This is a genomic window from Billgrantia kenyensis, assembly GCF_013697085.1.
Classification (GTDB): domain Bacteria; phylum Pseudomonadota; class Gammaproteobacteria; order Pseudomonadales; family Halomonadaceae; genus Halomonas; species Halomonas kenyensis.
The window spans coordinates 92,484-107,382 of sequence record NZ_JACEFT010000011.1; the positions used below are offsets into that span (position 1 = coordinate 92,484).

A 14,899-nucleotide genomic window follows, 5' to 3' on the forward strand; every position below is an offset into this window, starting at 1 on the left:
CAGTAGAGTCGCTCATGAGCGAGCGTAGGCGTCGTGCGCTTGCGGACACTGCCGTGGCCATGCGGTGGGCCGGTAACGAATTAAATGGGCACGCCTGCCAGGTGGTGGAGCGGGTTTTTGAGCATCTGGGCATGTCGGATGCTCAGGAGCGAGATGTTCGCATTGGCGAACTATTTGCTGACATGGAGAGCGGGAGCTTTCGGCCTGAGGAAGCGATGGAGCCTATCTCACTGCGCCAGGGGAAAGTGGCCATCGATAAGCAACGTGAACGCCATGCGGATCTCGCGCTGTGCCAGGCGGTGGCAGTGGTGTACGAATACCAAAAGGTTTTTTCTTCGCTGACGGTCCCCGGTATGGGAGCATTTGACAGCAGTCTGCAGCATGCTTTTCAGCGCATGCAGTTGTCCCTGCTGGAAGCACAGCGGCACCTGGCCGCGCTGGACATCCTGAAGAACCTTGAAGGCAAACACTACAGTCAGCGGGCGCGCAAAGGCGGGCACACTCGCGCCCGGCCCGCGTCGGAGCAGGATAAGCAGGCGCTATTGGCCGTGATGGTCAAGAGCATGCTGTATAAAAATGCTGATGCGTTTAAGCGTACCCAGAGTAGAACCGAGGCCGTCGCGCATGAGTGGGCTGTGCGAATTTATAAATTCAACGACAAATTTGAGATCCTGAACATCTCCTCTCTTGGCGATCTTCAAGCCGATATCCATACGCTATTGCTTAAGCTCTTAAAAGCTGGCCAGGACGTCAGCGATCGACACATTCATCGGCGTGTGATGGCTCGTCAGCTGCGACAACGGCGCGATGCCTTCCGCAGTGAGGAGGCCGATCGTATCGGGTCAGAGCTGATACATACCCGCGGCTTTGTTGAGGGAGTGCAGGGGACGTTGGTTTACTTGCTAGAAGAGCGGTTTGGGGCGCTGCCCGCTGAGGCGATGGAGCTGATCCGTGCAATGGATCGCGTTGAAGACCTCCAGGCCTGCCTGGATCGGTTGCCCAAGGCGTCGGTGTGGCAAGTGGTACTGCGGGAGCCTGAGTCAGCCTCTTGACGGAGAGAGTGCTTGCCGCCCCGGCGGGCGGCAAGGCAAAGGAGTCGGGTCAGAGCGTGCTCATGTCCGGCGGCCCCATCCAAGGCATTAGGTCGATAAAGCGCGTTCGATGGTGAGTAAACACTACCACCTGCTGCTGGGCGATAAGCACATCCAGCGCCGCCTTAAGGCGTTTCTTATCACGCAGCGGCCGTGGGCCGCGCTGTCGTGCATCGTTGTAACGCACGAGCCGCCAGTTGAACTGCCGTTGCTCATTGATCCACTCGTTCAAGCGGAAGGCATCCTGCTCTTCCTGAGGGGGCGGCATGAACACTTGCCGGAAGCTGCCGGAATAGTAGAGGCACAGGTCGGTCGCCATCTGCACCGTCTCGGCGCTGATTCCCTCTTCCTCATCCTCAAGCAGGTGAATCAGTGCTGCCACGCGAGCCACGTTCTCCGCGAGCTTTGAGCCATGATCGGGGCAGGCTTCGAAATACCCGCCAGGACCCATTTGTCGCTCGATCTCGTTGGCCACCTGTACCCAGCAGGCGGCTCCCTCCTCGGTAAACTCCAGCACCTCACGCGGCATGTTCGGGGCTTGGGCCAGAATCAGGTTTTCGCGTGTCAAGGTGGCCAGGCGCGCCTCGGCCTGCTCCCAGGCCTCCCGTGCGGAGGCGGTTTGCAGCGAATAGAACCGCTGACCACGAACAGACGGCGGGGCGCAGACGAGGAAGCGAGCGAGCATGCCGGAATCCCTTGCCTGTTGTCCCTGGTTCTCCAAGTATGTTTCAAGTATGCCGGGCTGCACCATCAGCAGTAGCATCAGGCGCGCATCGTCCAGCACGATATCCTCTTTGGTGGCCCGCGTGATGACCGTGCTGCCGCCACTCCACAGGGAGTTGATGTGGCTGCGTGCCCTGTTCATCGCGCCCTTAAAGAAGACTTCTGCCTCGTCGGTGGCCAGAGCGGCGCTAGGGGTGGCTTTTTCCAGGCCCGAGAAGAGGGCTTCGGGAGTGGTGTCCTCATACAGAAGCCGAAACTCGCGGGGAGGCTCGGGCCGACGCTGATGCAGCTCTCGCAGCAATTGACGGTCACGCTCCGCTGTACCGCCTTTGGTCTGTTTGCGGTAGATCGCCTGGGTCAGCACCTTCTCCTCGGTGCGCCACTCCTCCAACTCCCCCTGGTAGGCATCCAGCCGTTTGCGCCACTCCCGACGCTGCTTGCGCTGCTCATCTTGGATGGGGTGCAGCACTTTGTCGTAAAGAGGGGATTTGCCCTCACCGGAGCCTGCCACGGCCAGAGCGTTGATCGAAGTGGGCTTGATCGCTCCGTAGGGCATCTTCAGGTCGTAGCGGCCTTGCGCTGCCATGCTGATGCCTGCCAGCAGGGTCAGGACAGTGAGCTCCATCGACACCTGGCAGTGCTGGTGTAGGTCATTTGAGGCTCGCCACAGCAAGGTAGGAGCGAGTCTCTGGGCATCGAATTGACCGGGGGCTGGCAGCGCTGGCTGGAAGGTGTAGTTCATTGTCACTCTCTCCTGTTTGGGTTGTTTTGCCACCTGACCGCGTCCGATGGCAGGGCAGAGAATGACGCGTTCCTAACGGCAAGGATGCCGCTCTGCTTGCGGAGAGAAAGTTATCAAGCAGAGTGGTTGACATATTTGGTGGCTTGCTATCTACAAGTGTGGCTTTGGGGCAGTCAGCCCCCTCTGGCGCGGTTATTTAGGCTATTCGTAGCCAAATTAGCCGGGTATCAGGGGCCGAAGCGCTTCCCGCTCGCCTCGCAAGGCTTGCTGGTGGTGTTTCTGGACAAAAAGTGATCAATACCGATTTGGCATTAACGGGCTGTTTGTTATTCTTTTTCCGTTGCTTGCTGTTCGGCGTAACCCTGCTTTTAGCTGAGCCTAGGCGTCCGCTGACACTCGGCAGGTTTGGAGAAGAGTGCGTTACTCTGCCCTTGAATGCGCCGCTACCCACCGCTGCAGGAGTGTCGTGCCCGGGGCTTTTGGCATGCGCCGGAATTGCAGCCACTCCTCCAGGGTGCGATGGGGCACCCCCATCTCCTCGGCCATTTGCGCCTGGGTGATCTTACGGATCTTGGCCAGCTCCTTGGCATCACTTATCAGCCGTCGTTTGGGCTCATTCCGCTCCATCTCAGCCAAGCGTTTATCCACCGTGGGCGGATACGATGGTGGGGTATGCCAGATTGGAGGCGATGGCTCGATGACAGGATCGCGCGCATGGATAGTCTGCTGCTGGGCTTCCCACTCAGCCTTGCTGATTGCCTGCCAGGATAATAGGGGCGGCCTGCTACTATCGTCGTGATGACGTGACTCTTCAGGCGGATCGCTGGGATGATGTTTCGGGGGGAAAATGGACATCGTTTTACTCCAATGGATTGACGAAAAGGCCTACCATGATCACGGCGGGCCCAGTAGAAAAGCGGGGAGAAAGTAGCCCGGCATTATCCGCCGCAAGACGGAATCACCGGCTTATTCCCGTGACTGCCGTGACGACTCATACCATGAGCGAATAACCATCAAGATGAATGGTCAGCGGGCAGGTGTATGACGTGCCGACGCTGATGCTCGGCCTAGGCGGCTGAGAACTTCCTAGGTCGACCTGGGCGTGGTCCGTCGGGCAAGGTTGGCGTTGGGCTGGTCTGGAATGTACGACCAGTGACCAGCATGGCGGCGTACTCATCGATCTTTGTCAGGTACCGAGCGATGTAGTCTAGGCCGCGCTGCTTTTTGTAGTCGTGGTAGTTGATGCGCCCCAGGGCGTTGTAGTGATAGACGTTCTCTGCATTGCGATTGCAGTTGAAAAAATGCCCTTGTCCTCCTGTGATCGAGCGCACCCAAAGCTCGCCGATAAGCCGAGCCTGGTTAATGTCTTCCTGTACCTGATGCCCATCGAAGAAGAACAGGAAATGGTAATGAAATCCTTTCTGAGGACGCCATTCCAGCTTCCAAGCATAGCCAAGCAGGTGATCAAAGAGCGCGTGGGAGTGAAACATCCGGCACAGCTGTTCACGATGGTAGCGCGCCGTCTCATAGTTGATATACGGCCCATCCATCTCGGTATAGCTCAGATCTACTCGCAGTACCGTCAGGCGGCTATAGCAGGCGAATAGGGCATCCATCAGATCCCGGAGACTCTGGTAGTTGTTACGGCTATTGCGGCGGTTCCGGTTGCACTCGTAGGCAAAGTCCGGCTGCTTCATGCATTGGTACCAGGCCGTCAGTCGCTGATTGAGGTCGACGACCGTCTGCTCTGCTACCTGTCGGCTCATGGGCGGTGGCTGATGGAATCCTGCCTCACGCAGGTAGGCACAGCTCGCAAACGCCCAAAGGAAACGCTGGGCGTGAGGGCTAGGCCGATAGTGCTGACCGATGTCAGTCTCCTGGAACATCGTCACCAGCACCGTATAGAGCGTCGTCAGCGTGTCCAGCAGAGCGTCCGGTGCCAGCACCACGACATCACTGCCGTATCCATCTGGCAGAATCAGCCGTTCACTCTGCAGCAGCGTACCTGTGGTGGCCAAGCATTTCAGCTGCCGATCCACCTCGATCAAGTCCTGTCGCCAGAGGTGGTGGGAAAGCGTGGCGATCTCCTGCCCTAAGGCGGAAGTCTCCAGCACGGTGCTGCTCATGCCTTGGCAGATGGCCAGCATTTCCGCTTCGCTCAGGGTGTCGTCGTTAGCATCATCGTACATGGGGATTGCCTCTCTATGATGGTGTTGGAGCGTTTCGCTCGTACCATCGCCGAGGCATGTAGAAATTTACGTCACCGCCGGGAGGCGTGGCAGGCCATCTCCAAGAGGCCTGGCCACTTCGAGGTCTCGTTGGCTACGTGATGCTGTCAAAGACTGGAAGGTCGATTCGATCCTTTTGGGGATCTCCCCTCCCAATCTATGGTGCCTCTCTGATGCTGCCTATTGGGCTCTTACTACGTGAGCCCATTGTCTTTATAGCTATTAAACACCCCTTATAGAACCCATGGTTATATCTAATGTTTATCTAATAACATACAAAGCCAAATGGCCTAGCACGCCCAGAGGGGAGCATACCGGAGGCTGAAGAGCCAACGCCCAGTGAATGCCAGGAATTTTCCGAGTAAGTCATTGAAAAAGTTAGTGTCGTAGACAAGGCAGACCACTGGGTTGCCAACTACCTGCTCACCGGCTCGATTCAAAAAAATCTCAGCCCTGTACTACCACGATGAAGCCCCAGACGACTGGGTTCTCAGCGTTCATCATGGAGGTACTGCCATGCCCACAAGCTGCCCAAGCTGTGGCTCACATCACGTCATGTCCCGACACCACGGCCGCAAGGTATGCGGTGTTACCGGCGCTGCCGCCGGAATGGCCTCAGGATCGGCTGGAGCACTCAGCGGTGCCAAGACGGGCGCCATCGTGGGGGCAATGGCCGGTCCTGTCGGGATCAGTGTCGGTAGTATCACTGGCGCTGTCCTGGGCGGCCTGATCGGCTGTGCCGCTGGCGGCGTTACCGGCGCACGTCTCGGCGCACAGCTTGACGACAAGGTGCTCGACAACCATCAGTGCGGCGATTGCGGCCACAGTTTCCGCCTCGTGGCGGACTGATCCCTACGCTCATTCCTGTTTTTCCTCATCTCTCGCGAGCATGGCCCGCTGCCCTTGGGTGGCGGGCTGCTATGCCGTGATCACCACGTTTCAAGGAGCTATACCCATGGCACATCTGATCGAGCAAATGGCTTACGTCGGCGACACCCCCTGGCACGGCCTGGGGCAACAGCTGTCGCGTCATCAACCGCTGGAGGTTTGGCGGCAACAGGCCGGCATGGACTGGCACATCGAATCCTCCCCGGTACGCTTCATCGCCGATGGCGCCGGCCACCTCGGCAGCATCCATTCCTTCTCGGAGCAGAAGGTCCTCTATCGCTCGGATACCCGGGCACCACTGTCGGTGGTCTCGCAGCGCTACAAGGTAGTCCAGCCCGAGGAGGTGCTGGAGTTCTACCGCGACCTGACCGAGTACGCCGGCTATGAGCTGGAGACGGCCGGAGTGCTCAAGGGTGGACGCAAGTTCTGGGCCTTGGCCCGCAGTGGGCTGGGCAGTGCGATCAAGGGCCAGGACCAGGTCAACGCCTACCTGCTGCTGGCCACGTCCTGTGACGGGTCGCTTGCGACGGTGGCAACACCCACGTCGGTACGGGTGGTATGCAACAACACCCTGACCATCGCCGTCGACGGCATGGCCCAGGGCGTGAAGGTGCCGCACAGCACCGAGTTCAACCCGCAGCGAGTCAAGCAGCAGCTGGGTATCTCGGTCTCGCAGTGGGACGACTTCATGTACCGCATGAGGACCCTGGCCGAGCGCAAGGTCAGCCAGGAGGAAATCAAGACCTACTTCCAGTCGGTGATCTGCAACGCCGAGGAGCCGCTGGACGATCCCTCCAAGCTGCCCAACGTCCGCGCGCTCAACCGCGTCCAGAAGCTCTACCACGGCGAAGGGCGGGGCTCGCAGCTCTGCACGGCCCAGGGCACCGCCTGGGGCCTGCTCAACGCCATCACCGAGTACGTCGACCACGAGAAGCGCGCCCGCAGCAACGACTACCGCATGGACTCCGCCTGGTTCGGTCAGGGGGCGAGCCTCAAGGACAAGGCCCTGGCGTCGGCCATGGCGCTGGTCGCCTGATCTTCATCCATCCCAATCCCATCACGGCATAGCGCCCGGCCCCACCAAGGCCGGGCGTTTCTGTTTCTGGAGGACTCATGTCATCGCGATTGTCATTCGAGATCTGCCGCGCCCTAACCCAGCTGACTCGCCAGCTGCTGGGGGCTAATGAACGTGAAACCCATACCCACGTGCTGGCCGAGGGCCGGGTCTACCGCGTGGTCGTGTCGTTGGAGCCGGTCCCTGCCGAGCAGCTCCACGAGGTCATCAACCGCTACCTGTAAGGAGGCCAACATGGCAACCACCACTCAACCAACGCCTTCCCCTAAGCCATCTGGGCACAACGGCCAGGTGCCGACGGACCCGCCACTGCAGGAGAGTACCGCGATCATCCAGGTGATCGAGCGTGCCGCCCTCAACCCCGAGGTCGATATCGACAAGATGGAGCGACTGCTGCAGATGCAGGAGCGTGTCCTCGATCGCCAGGCGCTAATGGCCTACAGCGCCGCCATGGCAGCGATGCAGACGGAGATGCCGAGCATCGCCGAGCGCGGCCAGGGCAACAACGGCGCCTACGCCACGCTGGAGGATATCGTCGATACCGTGCGGCCGATCATGCAGCGCCACGGCTTTGCGGTGAGCTTCCGTATTCAGACCCAGGAACGGGGCATCCAGGTGACTGGCGTATTGATGCACCAGGACGGTCACCGCGAGGAGACCAGCATGCTGCTGCCGGCTGATGTCAGCGGTAACAAGAACGCCGTCCAGGCCTTCGGCTCCTCCACCAGCTACGGCAAGCGCTACGTGCTGTGTGCACTGCTCAACATCACCACCCGCGGCCAGGACGACAACGGTCATGGCGCCGCACCCCCGGTGAAGGTGGTCACGCCGTTCCAGGCGAGTCAGCTCAAGCAGCTGATCACTGCCTGTCCCGTCACTACCCAAGAGTGGTTCGTCGGCAAGTACGGCGACGTCGAGCGGGTCCCCCGCAGCGACTTCGACAAACTGCGTGCCTCCCTGCAGAAGCGGGCACTGCCCAATCACCCACGTCACTGAGCCACCGGCGAGGGGTAACCCTCGCCGCTATGCCGTCATGTCATCAAGGAGATCGTCATGCAGATCCTGACACTGGACCAGGGCACGCCCGAGTGGCATGCCGCCCGTCTCGGCATCGTCACCATGTCCGAGCTGAAGACCCTGCTGGTCAAGGGCAAGGGACCGGGAGGCTTCGGTACCGGCGCCATCAGCTACATGCATCAGCTGATCGGTGAGCGCATCACCGGTGAGCCCAGCGATGCCTTCCAGGGTAATGCTCACACCCGGCGTGGCCACGAACTCGAGCCGGTAGCCCGCGAGCTCTACCAGGAAGCGACTGGCCTGCCTCGCCTCGAGCAGGTCGGCATCATCCTCAACCACGGGGTGGGCTACTCGCCGGACTGCCTGGTGGACAGCAACGGCCTGGCCGAGATCAAGACCAAGCTGCCCAAGTACCAGATCGAGCTATTACTCGAGGGTGAGCTACCGCAGGAGCACGTGGCCCAATGCCAAGGCGGCCTGTGGGTCAGTGAACGGGAATGGATCGATTTCGTCAGCTACTGGCCGGGGATGCCGCTATTCGTGAAGCGGGCCTACCGTGACGAGGCGCTGATCAAGACCATCGCCGAGCGGGTCGAGGCGTTCTACGAAGAAATGGAGCGCCGCATGGCGCAAGTGATGGCGGCCTGAGGAGAGACACCATGAACCATCGCAAGCTGAGTGCCGGCGAAACCGCTGGTACCTATCGCATTACCGATACGGTGACCGAAGCGGAGCTGCTGAGTATCGCCAAAGCCTTCGCCCGTCGTCGCCTGGCCAGGGGGCGCAAGATCACCCAGCCAGCGCTGGCGTTCGAATACCTGCAGATCCTGCTGCAGGACTACGAGCATGAGGTGTTCAGTGCCATCTTCCTCGACAGCCAGCATCGCGTGATCTGCTTCGAGGAGCTGTTCCGCGGCACCATCGACGCGGCCAGCGTCTACCCACGTGAGGTGGTCAAGCAGGCTCTGGCGCACAACGCCGCTGCCCTCATCCTGGTCCACAACCACCCAAGTGGTAACCCTGAGCCCAGCGATGCCGACCGGCGCATTACCCAGCGCCTGAAGGAAGCGCTGGGACTGGTCGAGGTGCGGGTTATCGACCATATCGTGGTCGGCATCGATAATTGCGTATCGCTGGCAGAGCAGGGAGATCTATAGTGGCTTCTGCCTGGCGATCACTACCCGTGGGCTACGTCATAGCGCCGGTGCTGCCCATAGAGGCAGCACCGGCATCACCACTGGCATTTATTTTTTTGATTGGCTGGTTTCGGCCAGGAGCGGCCGTTTCGGCGAAACCACAAACTCAGCACGGCTGGTGATAAGCAAACCTTGGTTTTCTTTACATGCCGGCCCACACTGGAGGATCTGCCAAACCAAGGTCTCGAGGAGAGGTCGGCATCAGGCCTCTACATGACCAAGCCGGAAACAAGAAGGGCCATAATCTTGCATAACACCAGCAGCTGGCTGACGGCCTGATCAGGCTAAGCGTCCGCGCGCCTGACCAGCGTCAGCCAGTACTCTTCCAGCGACTGGATGGAAGCGATGAACTGGTCGATGTCCACCGGCTTGACGATAAAGCCGGCAGCGCCCAGATCGTAGGAGTCGACGATGTCGCTTTCGGCCTCCGAGGTGGTCAGGATGACCACCGGGATGCGGCGCAGGCTCTCTAGTGTCTTGAAGCGCTGAAGAAAGGTCTTGCCATCCATTCGGGGCATGTTCAGATCCAGAAGAATCAGGTCGGGACGCGGCGCGTCCTGGTATTTCCCTTCTCGCTGCAGGAACGCCAGCGCCTCGACGCCGTCTGACACGTCGTGCACGTCAACCAGCAGCTTTCCCTCCCTGAAAGCCAGCCGGGTCAGATGCACGTCGGCTGGCTCATCTTCCACCAGCAGTACCACGAAGTTTTTGCTCTCGGACATACGCTACTCGGCTGTGGGTAAATCGAACACTACGCGGGTACCGCCCTGCGGCCCCGGCTCTATGTAAACGCTGCCCTGCACGCAGCGCAGCGCTTTGGTCACTAGGGCCAGCCCCATGCCGGTGCCCGGCGTCTGCTCGCTGTTGGGCACCAGCCGTGCAAACATCTCCAGCGCCTGGTCGCGGTATTCGGGCGCGATGCCCCTGCCGTTATCCTCGACGGCGAACCGTATGCGCTGATTCAGCCGCGTGGCGCTGACCGTGACCCGCAGCGGGCGCTCGGCGTCGCGATATTGCCAGGCGTTGTGCAGCAGCACGCCAAAGACCAGCGCCAAGCGCTTGGGCTCAAAGTGGACGTCGGGCAGCGGCGATGCCACCGTCATCGCCTGGGCCTGGCGCAGTTCCGTCAGCGCCTCGTTGCGCCGATAGACATCGTCGAGTATCTCCCCGGGCGAAATGCGCCTCGGCTCGAAGGGCATGCGGTCAAGGCTGAGGTAGCGCTGCATGTCGCCCACCAGGGCGCTGAGCCTGCGCGACTGCGATGCGATGAAGTCTACCGCTATCCGGGTGCTGTCGTCGTCGCTGTCGCCCAGCCGGCGCTGCAGCTGCTGGGCAAAGCTGATTAGGCGCCGGCTGGGCTCCTGAAAGAGGTGGGCCATAGCGTGGCTCAGTCGCTCGAGCTCGCGGTTGCGAAAGGAGAGCTCCTCGATCAGGCGCCGCTTGTCCGCCTGGGCCCGGCGCAGGCGGACAAGCACGCTCAGCAGGATGACGATGGCCACACCCTGCGCCAGGGCGGCGCCCCAGGCCAGCCACGCCTGACGGCGCTTGGCGTTGCGCAGCTGGGCCGTCTGCAGGTCGACCTGCTCCTCCACCTGGGCGATATAGTGGCGCTCGGCGCTGCGCTCGAACTCGCTGGTGTCGTAGAGCGAGGAGACCAACACCTCCTGGCCGCGATAGTCCATACGCTGCGTATAGATGCCCATCACCTTGACGCTATCGTCGGCCAGGCGGTGGCGCATGAAGAGATGGTTGCGCTCGGCGGTGGCGGCCCGTGCTATCTCCTGTTCGATCTGCGATTGCGAGAGCAGATTGATATCGCGGATATTGAGCGCGGTCAGGTCGTCATAGCCGTAGAAGTCTTGCGCGGCCGGATTGGCGCGTACGATATCGCCGCTCGCCACCTCGATCATCCACATGGGCGTGGGGTGCGATACGAAGAAATCACTGAAGCCGGGCTCTGCCTGGGCCGCCGGGCTCAGCAGTGTCCCGGCCAGCACCGCCACGCCGGCCAGCCGGCGAAACGCGTCACGCCTAGCCATGGTCGCTGCCCTCCGCGGTCGACGCCTCGGCGCGCGCTGGCAGCGTCAGGATCACCGTGCTGCCCTGCCCCTCGCCGGGTGATTCGAGACGAATCTCGCCACCGTGGCGCTCGACGATCTTGCGGCAGATGGCCAGGCCGACGCCCGTGCCCGCGTACTGCTCCCGGGTATGCAGGCGCTGGAAGACCTGGAACAGCCGCCCCTGCTGGTCGGCGGCGATGCCGATACCGTTGTCGCGGATGTTCACCTGCCAGCCCGCCGACTCGGGCAGCGCCTCGACGGCCACGGTGATCTCGGGCGCCTGGTCGGGGGCGCGGTACTTGATGGCGTTGCTCAGCAGGTTCTGGAACAGTCGCGTCATCTCGTCGGGGCTTGCCACCACGCGGGGCCATTCCCCCGTCACCTCGACCTGGGCTTCGGCCTCGCGGATCTCGGGCGCGAGAAAGTGCAGCGCCTCGTCGAGGGCATCGCGCAGGGCCATGGGCTGCAGGGGCTGCCCCTTGCGGCCGACCCGGGAGTAGTCGAGCAGCGACAGCAGCATGCCGTCCATGCGCTGGGCGCCGTCGCGCATGTAGTGCAGCATGGTCCTGCCGTCGTCGTCGAGCTTATCCGCCAGGTGGCGCTCCAGCAGTTGTGCATAGCTGGTCACCATGCGCAGCGGCTGGCGAAGGTCGTGGGAGGCGGCGTAGGCGAACTGCTCCAGCTCCTGATTGGAGCGCTCCAACGCTTCACGAGACGCCATGAGCTGCCGCTGAGTGGCATGTTCGCCGGTCACGTCGCGCAGGTAGCCATGCCATATGGTGCTGCCATCTTCCAGCCGCTCGGGCATAGCGATGCCCTCTACCCAGATCGTGCCTTTTTCAGGATGATTGGCACGAAAGGTGGCACGCCAGAGAGTCAGCTCGCGCTCGGAGCGGGCGATGGTCTCGGCCACCTGTGGCACGTCGTCGGAGGCCAGCACGGCAAAGACAGGGGCGGCATCCTCGCGGATCGCCTCGGGCAGCACGCCGTAGATGGCCTCGATGCCGTCGCTGGCATAGGGGAAAGCGCGGCGGCCGTCGGGGTGCTGCCAGTACTGGTACAGCGCGCCAGGCAGCAGCGCCGCATGCTTGCGCATCTGCGCTATCAGTTCGGCGGCCCTGAGCTCGGCCTCCTTGCGGGGCGTGATATCGGTATGGGTCCCGGCCATCCACAGCGGCTCGCCCGCCTCATCCCAAGAAATGACGCGGCCCCGATCCTGCACCCAGATCCAATGCCCGTCACGGTGGCGCATACGCACCTCGATATCGTAGCGGTCACGCTGGCCGGCAAAGTGGGCCTCCAGCTGTGCGTTGGAACGTGCAAGATCATCGTCGTGGCAGAAGGCCATCCAGGTCTCGATGGTAGTGGGCGAGATCTCTTCCAGGTGATAGCCCACCATCTCGGCCCAGCGCGCGTTGAAGCGGGTCTCGCCCGTCTGGACATTCCACTGCCAGGTGCCCGCCGCTGTGCCCCAGAGAATCTGCTCTAGCGCCTGGCGCTCCTGCTCCAGGTGTCGGTTCAGCAGCGACTGACGACGATAAAGGAGAATCAACCCGACCATAGCCGCCAGCAGAGCGATGGAAAGGATGGGCACGAGCCATACAAGCAGGCCGTAGCGGTCGTGCAGCTCGGCCAACAGGGAGCGCGGTTCGACGGCAAAGGGGGTAATGCGCAGTGCGCGAGCCGCCTGCTCCACCGCCAGGTAATCCTTGGGCGGGGCAAAGCGCAGGCCCTCACCGTCGCCGGCTACCCCTTCCCAGCCGAGCAGGGCACCGGCCACGCGGCGCACGTCGTCTTCCGGCACGTGCGCCAGGGCGGTGAGCGGCCACTCCGGGTAGAGCCCGGTGGAGTGCGCCAGGGGAAAGCCATCATGCTGCCTGGGCGAGACCACCTCGAGGGACGAGACGTCGTGGCCGCGGCGCTGCCAGTCCTCGAGAATGCCACTACGCACGAAGCCCGCTACTACCTCGCCGTCGAGCAGCGCCCGCATCACCGCGTCGTGGGCGCTCAGCTCGCGGTACTCCGCAAATCCATAGGGGGCGATCCCCCGCTGATACAGCTCATGGGCCTGGGCCATGAAGCCACCCAGGAAGCGTTGCCCCGGAATGGCGATTGTTTGTCCCTTTAGCGCTTCGAGGTCATGAATTCCAGCGTCTCGCCGAGCGAGCACCACGCCGGCAAGATAGGCCAGCTCATGATCCTGCTCGTGTCTGAGTAGAGTAACCAGCTCACCCCCCACCCGGCGCTCGGCGCGCAGGCTGAGGGCGTGGCGCGGATTGGTCAGTACGAAATCGAGTCGCCCCGCATCGACCGCGGCGTCCAGGGCTTCGAGGTCGAGCACCTCGAGACGCACCTCGCGACCCTCCAGCGCCGCCGACATCACCTCGGTCAGCGGGGAAAAGCGCGCTTCTACCTCTTCCGCCTCGCGGTAGGCAAAGACACCCAGAGTCACCGCATCGTCGGCAATGGCGGGGGGCACGGCACTCAAGGCCAGCAGCAACGTCAGACACAGCTTGAGAATACACCGGCGCATCAGGCGTCTCCCATGGGCCGCATCGGTTGCCCTTCTGGTATGTTCGGGCAGGCAACGACCTGGTTGCGTCCCTCTCGCTTGGCGCGATAGAGCGCGCCATCGGCCCGTGCCAGGGCACCGTCCGGGCGAGTATCGTCGGCTTGCATCAGCGTCAGCCCCAGGCTGGTGGTGATCTGCACCACGGTGCCGTCCTCGAGCGTCACGCGCATCGCCTCGACCGCCTGGCGTAGCTTTTCCGCGACGCGACGGCCGCCGACGGCGTCCGTCTCCGGCAGCACGACGGCGAACTCCTCGCCTCCCAAGCGGCCCGCGATGTCGGTTTCCCGCAGCTGGCCAGTGATCGCTTCGGCAAAGGCGCTTAGCACCACATCGCCGCCGGCATGGCCGTAGGTGTCGTTGACGCGTTTGAAGTGATCGATATCCAGCATTAGCACGCAGACCGACAGCTCGGGGTGGCGTCTGATGCGCCCGTACTGGTAGTCCATGGCCTGCATGAAGTGGCGCCGATTGGGCAGGCCAGTCAGGGCATCTGTCATAGCCTGTGCCTCCAGGCGTTCGGCCATGGCTCGGCGCTCGCTGATATCCTGTTGCACGCCGACTAGACGCTGTGGGCTGCCGTCCGGGGTGCGGCTAGCCATGTGGCCGGAGACCATGACCCAGACCCAGTGGCCCTTCCGGTGGCGCATCCGCACCTCGCACTGAATATTAGGAACGCGCTGCTCCAGATGCGCCGCCAGGGCCGCATTGAAATGGGAGCGATCGTCAGAGTGCAGGCGCTCCAACCAGGCGTCCACGGGCTGGGGCAACGTGATCTCGTCGGCCGAGAATCCCAGCATGGCCAGCCACTGCTCGTTGAGCGACACGAACTGCCGCTCAGGCAGCAGCCAGTCCCAGAGGCCGAGGTTGGCCCCTTCGATGGCCGCGGCCATGCGCGCCTCTGAAAGCCTTAGCCGCTGCTCCAGCCGGGCCCGGCTGATGGCGTAGCGTACGCTGCGCAGCAGGCTGTCTGCATCCAGGTTGCCCTTGATCAGATAGTCCTGGGCGCCGGCCTCCAGCGTCTGAAGAGAGAATGCCATATCGTCGTGGCCGGTCAGGACGACGATGGGGATATCGCCCACCAGCGACTTGCAGCCCTCCACGGTCGCCATGCCCGTTGAGTCGGGCAGGTTCAGGTCGAGCAGAACGACGTCAGGCGCGTCACTCGCTTCGAGATGCTCGGCCAGGGCGCTCAGCGAGGTGACCCAGGAAAGCGCGTGACCTGTCCCGCTGTATTTCAGCGCATAGCGGATCAGGCCGGCATCGCCGGGGTCGTCTTCGACCAGGACCATCGTGAGTGTCTGCATGGC

General features: G+C 62.3%; 14 protein-coding genes. 7 read left to right on the forward strand and 7 right to left on the reverse strand.

The features are described 5' to 3' along the window. Positions 1–14: 14 nt before the first annotated feature. The gene (locus H1D44_RS10840) at positions 15–1,052 is read left to right on the forward strand and encodes a hypothetical protein (RefSeq protein WP_181514876.1); all 1,038 of its coding nucleotides are present in this window, start codon (positions 15–17) and stop codon (positions 1,050–1,052) included. Between the two features lie 49 nt (positions 1,053–1,101). Here H1D44_RS10840 and H1D44_RS10845 read toward each other — a convergent pair whose 3' ends face one another. The 3 genes from H1D44_RS10845 to H1D44_RS10855 all read right to left on the reverse strand — a co-directional run bounded on the left by H1D44_RS10845 (position 1,102) and on the right by H1D44_RS10855 (position 4,745). Then, complete coding sequence (locus H1D44_RS10845) at positions 1,102–2,556, reverse strand: YfjI family protein (protein WP_181514877.1); 1,455 nt, start codon at positions 2,554–2,556, stop codon at positions 1,102–1,104. 420 nt (positions 2,557–2,976) lie between these two features. Continuing rightward, a complete protein-coding gene (locus H1D44_RS10850; RefSeq protein WP_181514878.1) occupies positions 2,977–3,411 on the reverse strand; it encodes a helix-turn-helix domain-containing protein in 435 nt (144 codons plus the stop codon). Between the two features lie 212 nt (positions 3,412–3,623). Beyond that, positions 3,624–4,745 carry a YagK/YfjJ domain-containing protein gene (locus H1D44_RS10855; protein WP_181514879.1) on the reverse strand — a complete coding sequence of 374 codons (1,122 nt, stop codon included), beginning with the start codon at positions 4,743–4,745 and terminating at the stop codon, positions 3,624–3,626. Between the two features lie 555 nt (positions 4,746–5,300). Here H1D44_RS10855 and H1D44_RS10860 point away from each other — a divergent pair. From H1D44_RS10860 to radC, 6 genes are all read left to right on the forward strand, one after another. Further along, positions 5,301–5,633 (forward strand): hypothetical protein, encoded by a 333-nt coding sequence (locus H1D44_RS10860; protein ID WP_181514880.1) that lies wholly within the window; start codon positions 5,301–5,303, stop codon positions 5,631–5,633. A 106-nt stretch (positions 5,634–5,739) separates the two neighbouring features. After that, complete coding sequence (locus tag H1D44_RS10865; RefSeq protein ID WP_181514881.1) at positions 5,740–6,708, forward strand: DUF932 domain-containing protein; 969 nt, start codon at positions 5,740–5,742, stop codon at positions 6,706–6,708. A gap of 77 nt (positions 6,709–6,785) precedes the next feature. Beyond that, complete coding sequence (locus tag H1D44_RS10870; protein WP_181514882.1) at positions 6,786–6,971, forward strand: hypothetical protein; 186 nt, start codon at positions 6,786–6,788, stop codon at positions 6,969–6,971. A 10-nt stretch (positions 6,972–6,981) separates the two neighbouring features. Beyond that, positions 6,982–7,743 (forward strand): ERF family protein, encoded by a 762-nt coding sequence (locus H1D44_RS10875; RefSeq protein WP_181514883.1) that lies wholly within the window; start codon positions 6,982–6,984, stop codon positions 7,741–7,743. A gap of 57 nt (positions 7,744–7,800) precedes the next feature. After that, the gene (locus H1D44_RS10880; protein WP_181514884.1) at positions 7,801–8,412 is read left to right on the forward strand and encodes a lambda exonuclease family protein; all 612 of its coding nucleotides are present in this window, start codon (positions 7,801–7,803) and stop codon (positions 8,410–8,412) included. An 11-nt stretch (positions 8,413–8,423) separates the two neighbouring features. Then, positions 8,424–8,921, forward strand: coding sequence for a RadC family protein (radC, locus tag H1D44_RS10885; protein WP_181514885.1), 498 nt, complete (start codon positions 8,424–8,426; stop codon positions 8,919–8,921). Positions 8,922–9,244: 323 nt separating this feature from the next. Here radC and H1D44_RS10890 read toward each other — a convergent pair whose 3' ends face one another. Genes H1D44_RS10890 through H1D44_RS10905 form a run of 4 tightly spaced genes read right to left on the reverse strand, consistent with a single transcriptional unit; the run spans position 9,245 to position 14,896 of the window. Further along, positions 9,245–9,682, reverse strand: coding sequence for a response regulator (locus H1D44_RS10890; protein WP_181514886.1), 438 nt, complete (start codon positions 9,680–9,682; stop codon positions 9,245–9,247). A gap of 3 nt (positions 9,683–9,685) precedes the next feature. Continuing rightward, on the reverse strand, positions 9,686–10,999 hold the full coding sequence (locus H1D44_RS10895) for a sensor histidine kinase (RefSeq protein ID WP_181514887.1): 1,314 nt from the start codon (positions 10,997–10,999) through the stop codon (positions 9,686–9,688). After that, positions 10,992–13,553, reverse strand: coding sequence for a PhnD/SsuA/transferrin family substrate-binding protein (locus H1D44_RS10900; protein ID WP_181514888.1), 2,562 nt, complete (start codon positions 13,551–13,553; stop codon positions 10,992–10,994). The genes H1D44_RS10895 and H1D44_RS10900 overlap by 8 nt, the downstream gene beginning before the upstream one ends. Then, positions 13,553–14,896, reverse strand: a complete 1,344-nt coding sequence (locus tag H1D44_RS10905; protein WP_181514889.1) for a GGDEF domain-containing response regulator — start codon at positions 14,894–14,896, stop codon at positions 13,553–13,555. Before H1D44_RS10905 ends, H1D44_RS10900 begins: the two co-directional genes overlap by 1 nt. Positions 14,897–14,899 lie beyond the last annotated feature (3 nt).

What these genes read in the sequence shown, in the direction of transcription:
- H1D44_RS10840 (WP_181514876.1), top strand. Translation starts at nt 15, where the DNA reads ATGAGCGAGCGTAGGCGTCGTGCGCTTGCGGACACTGCCGTGGCCATG.
- H1D44_RS10845 (WP_181514877.1), bottom strand. Translation starts at nt 2,556, where the DNA reads ATGAACTACACCTTCCAGCCAGCGCTGCCAGCCCCCGGTCAATTCGAT.
- radC (WP_181514885.1), top strand. Translation starts at nt 8,424, where the DNA reads ATGAACCATCGCAAGCTGAGTGCCGGCGAAACCGCTGGTACCTATCGC.
- H1D44_RS10900 (WP_181514888.1), bottom strand. Translation starts at nt 13,553, where the DNA reads ATGCGCCGGTGTATTCTCAAGCTGTGTCTGACGTTGCTGCTGGCCTTG.
- H1D44_RS10865 (WP_181514881.1), top strand. Translation starts at nt 5,740, where the DNA reads ATGGCACATCTGATCGAGCAAATGGCTTACGTCGGCGACACCCCCTGG.
- H1D44_RS10860 (WP_181514880.1), top strand. Translation starts at nt 5,301, where the DNA reads ATGCCCACAAGCTGCCCAAGCTGTGGCTCACATCACGTCATGTCCCGA.
- H1D44_RS10850 (WP_181514878.1), bottom strand. Translation starts at nt 3,411, where the DNA reads ATGTCCATTTTCCCCCCGAAACATCATCCCAGCGATCCGCCTGAAGAG.
- H1D44_RS10880 (WP_181514884.1), top strand. Translation starts at nt 7,801, where the DNA reads ATGCAGATCCTGACACTGGACCAGGGCACGCCCGAGTGGCATGCCGCC.
- H1D44_RS10875 (WP_181514883.1), top strand. Translation starts at nt 6,982, where the DNA reads ATGGCAACCACCACTCAACCAACGCCTTCCCCTAAGCCATCTGGGCAC.
- H1D44_RS10870 (WP_181514882.1), top strand. Translation starts at nt 6,786, where the DNA reads ATGTCATCGCGATTGTCATTCGAGATCTGCCGCGCCCTAACCCAGCTG.
- H1D44_RS10855 (WP_181514879.1), bottom strand. Translation starts at nt 4,745, where the DNA reads ATGTACGATGATGCTAACGACGACACCCTGAGCGAAGCGGAAATGCTG.
- H1D44_RS10905 (WP_181514889.1), bottom strand. Translation starts at nt 14,896, where the DNA reads ATGCAGACACTCACGATGGTCCTGGTCGAAGACGACCCCGGCGATGCC.
- H1D44_RS10890 (WP_181514886.1), bottom strand. Translation starts at nt 9,682, where the DNA reads ATGTCCGAGAGCAAAAACTTCGTGGTACTGCTGGTGGAAGATGAGCCA.
- H1D44_RS10895 (WP_181514887.1), bottom strand. Translation starts at nt 10,999, where the DNA reads ATGGCTAGGCGTGACGCGTTTCGCCGGCTGGCCGGCGTGGCGGTGCTG.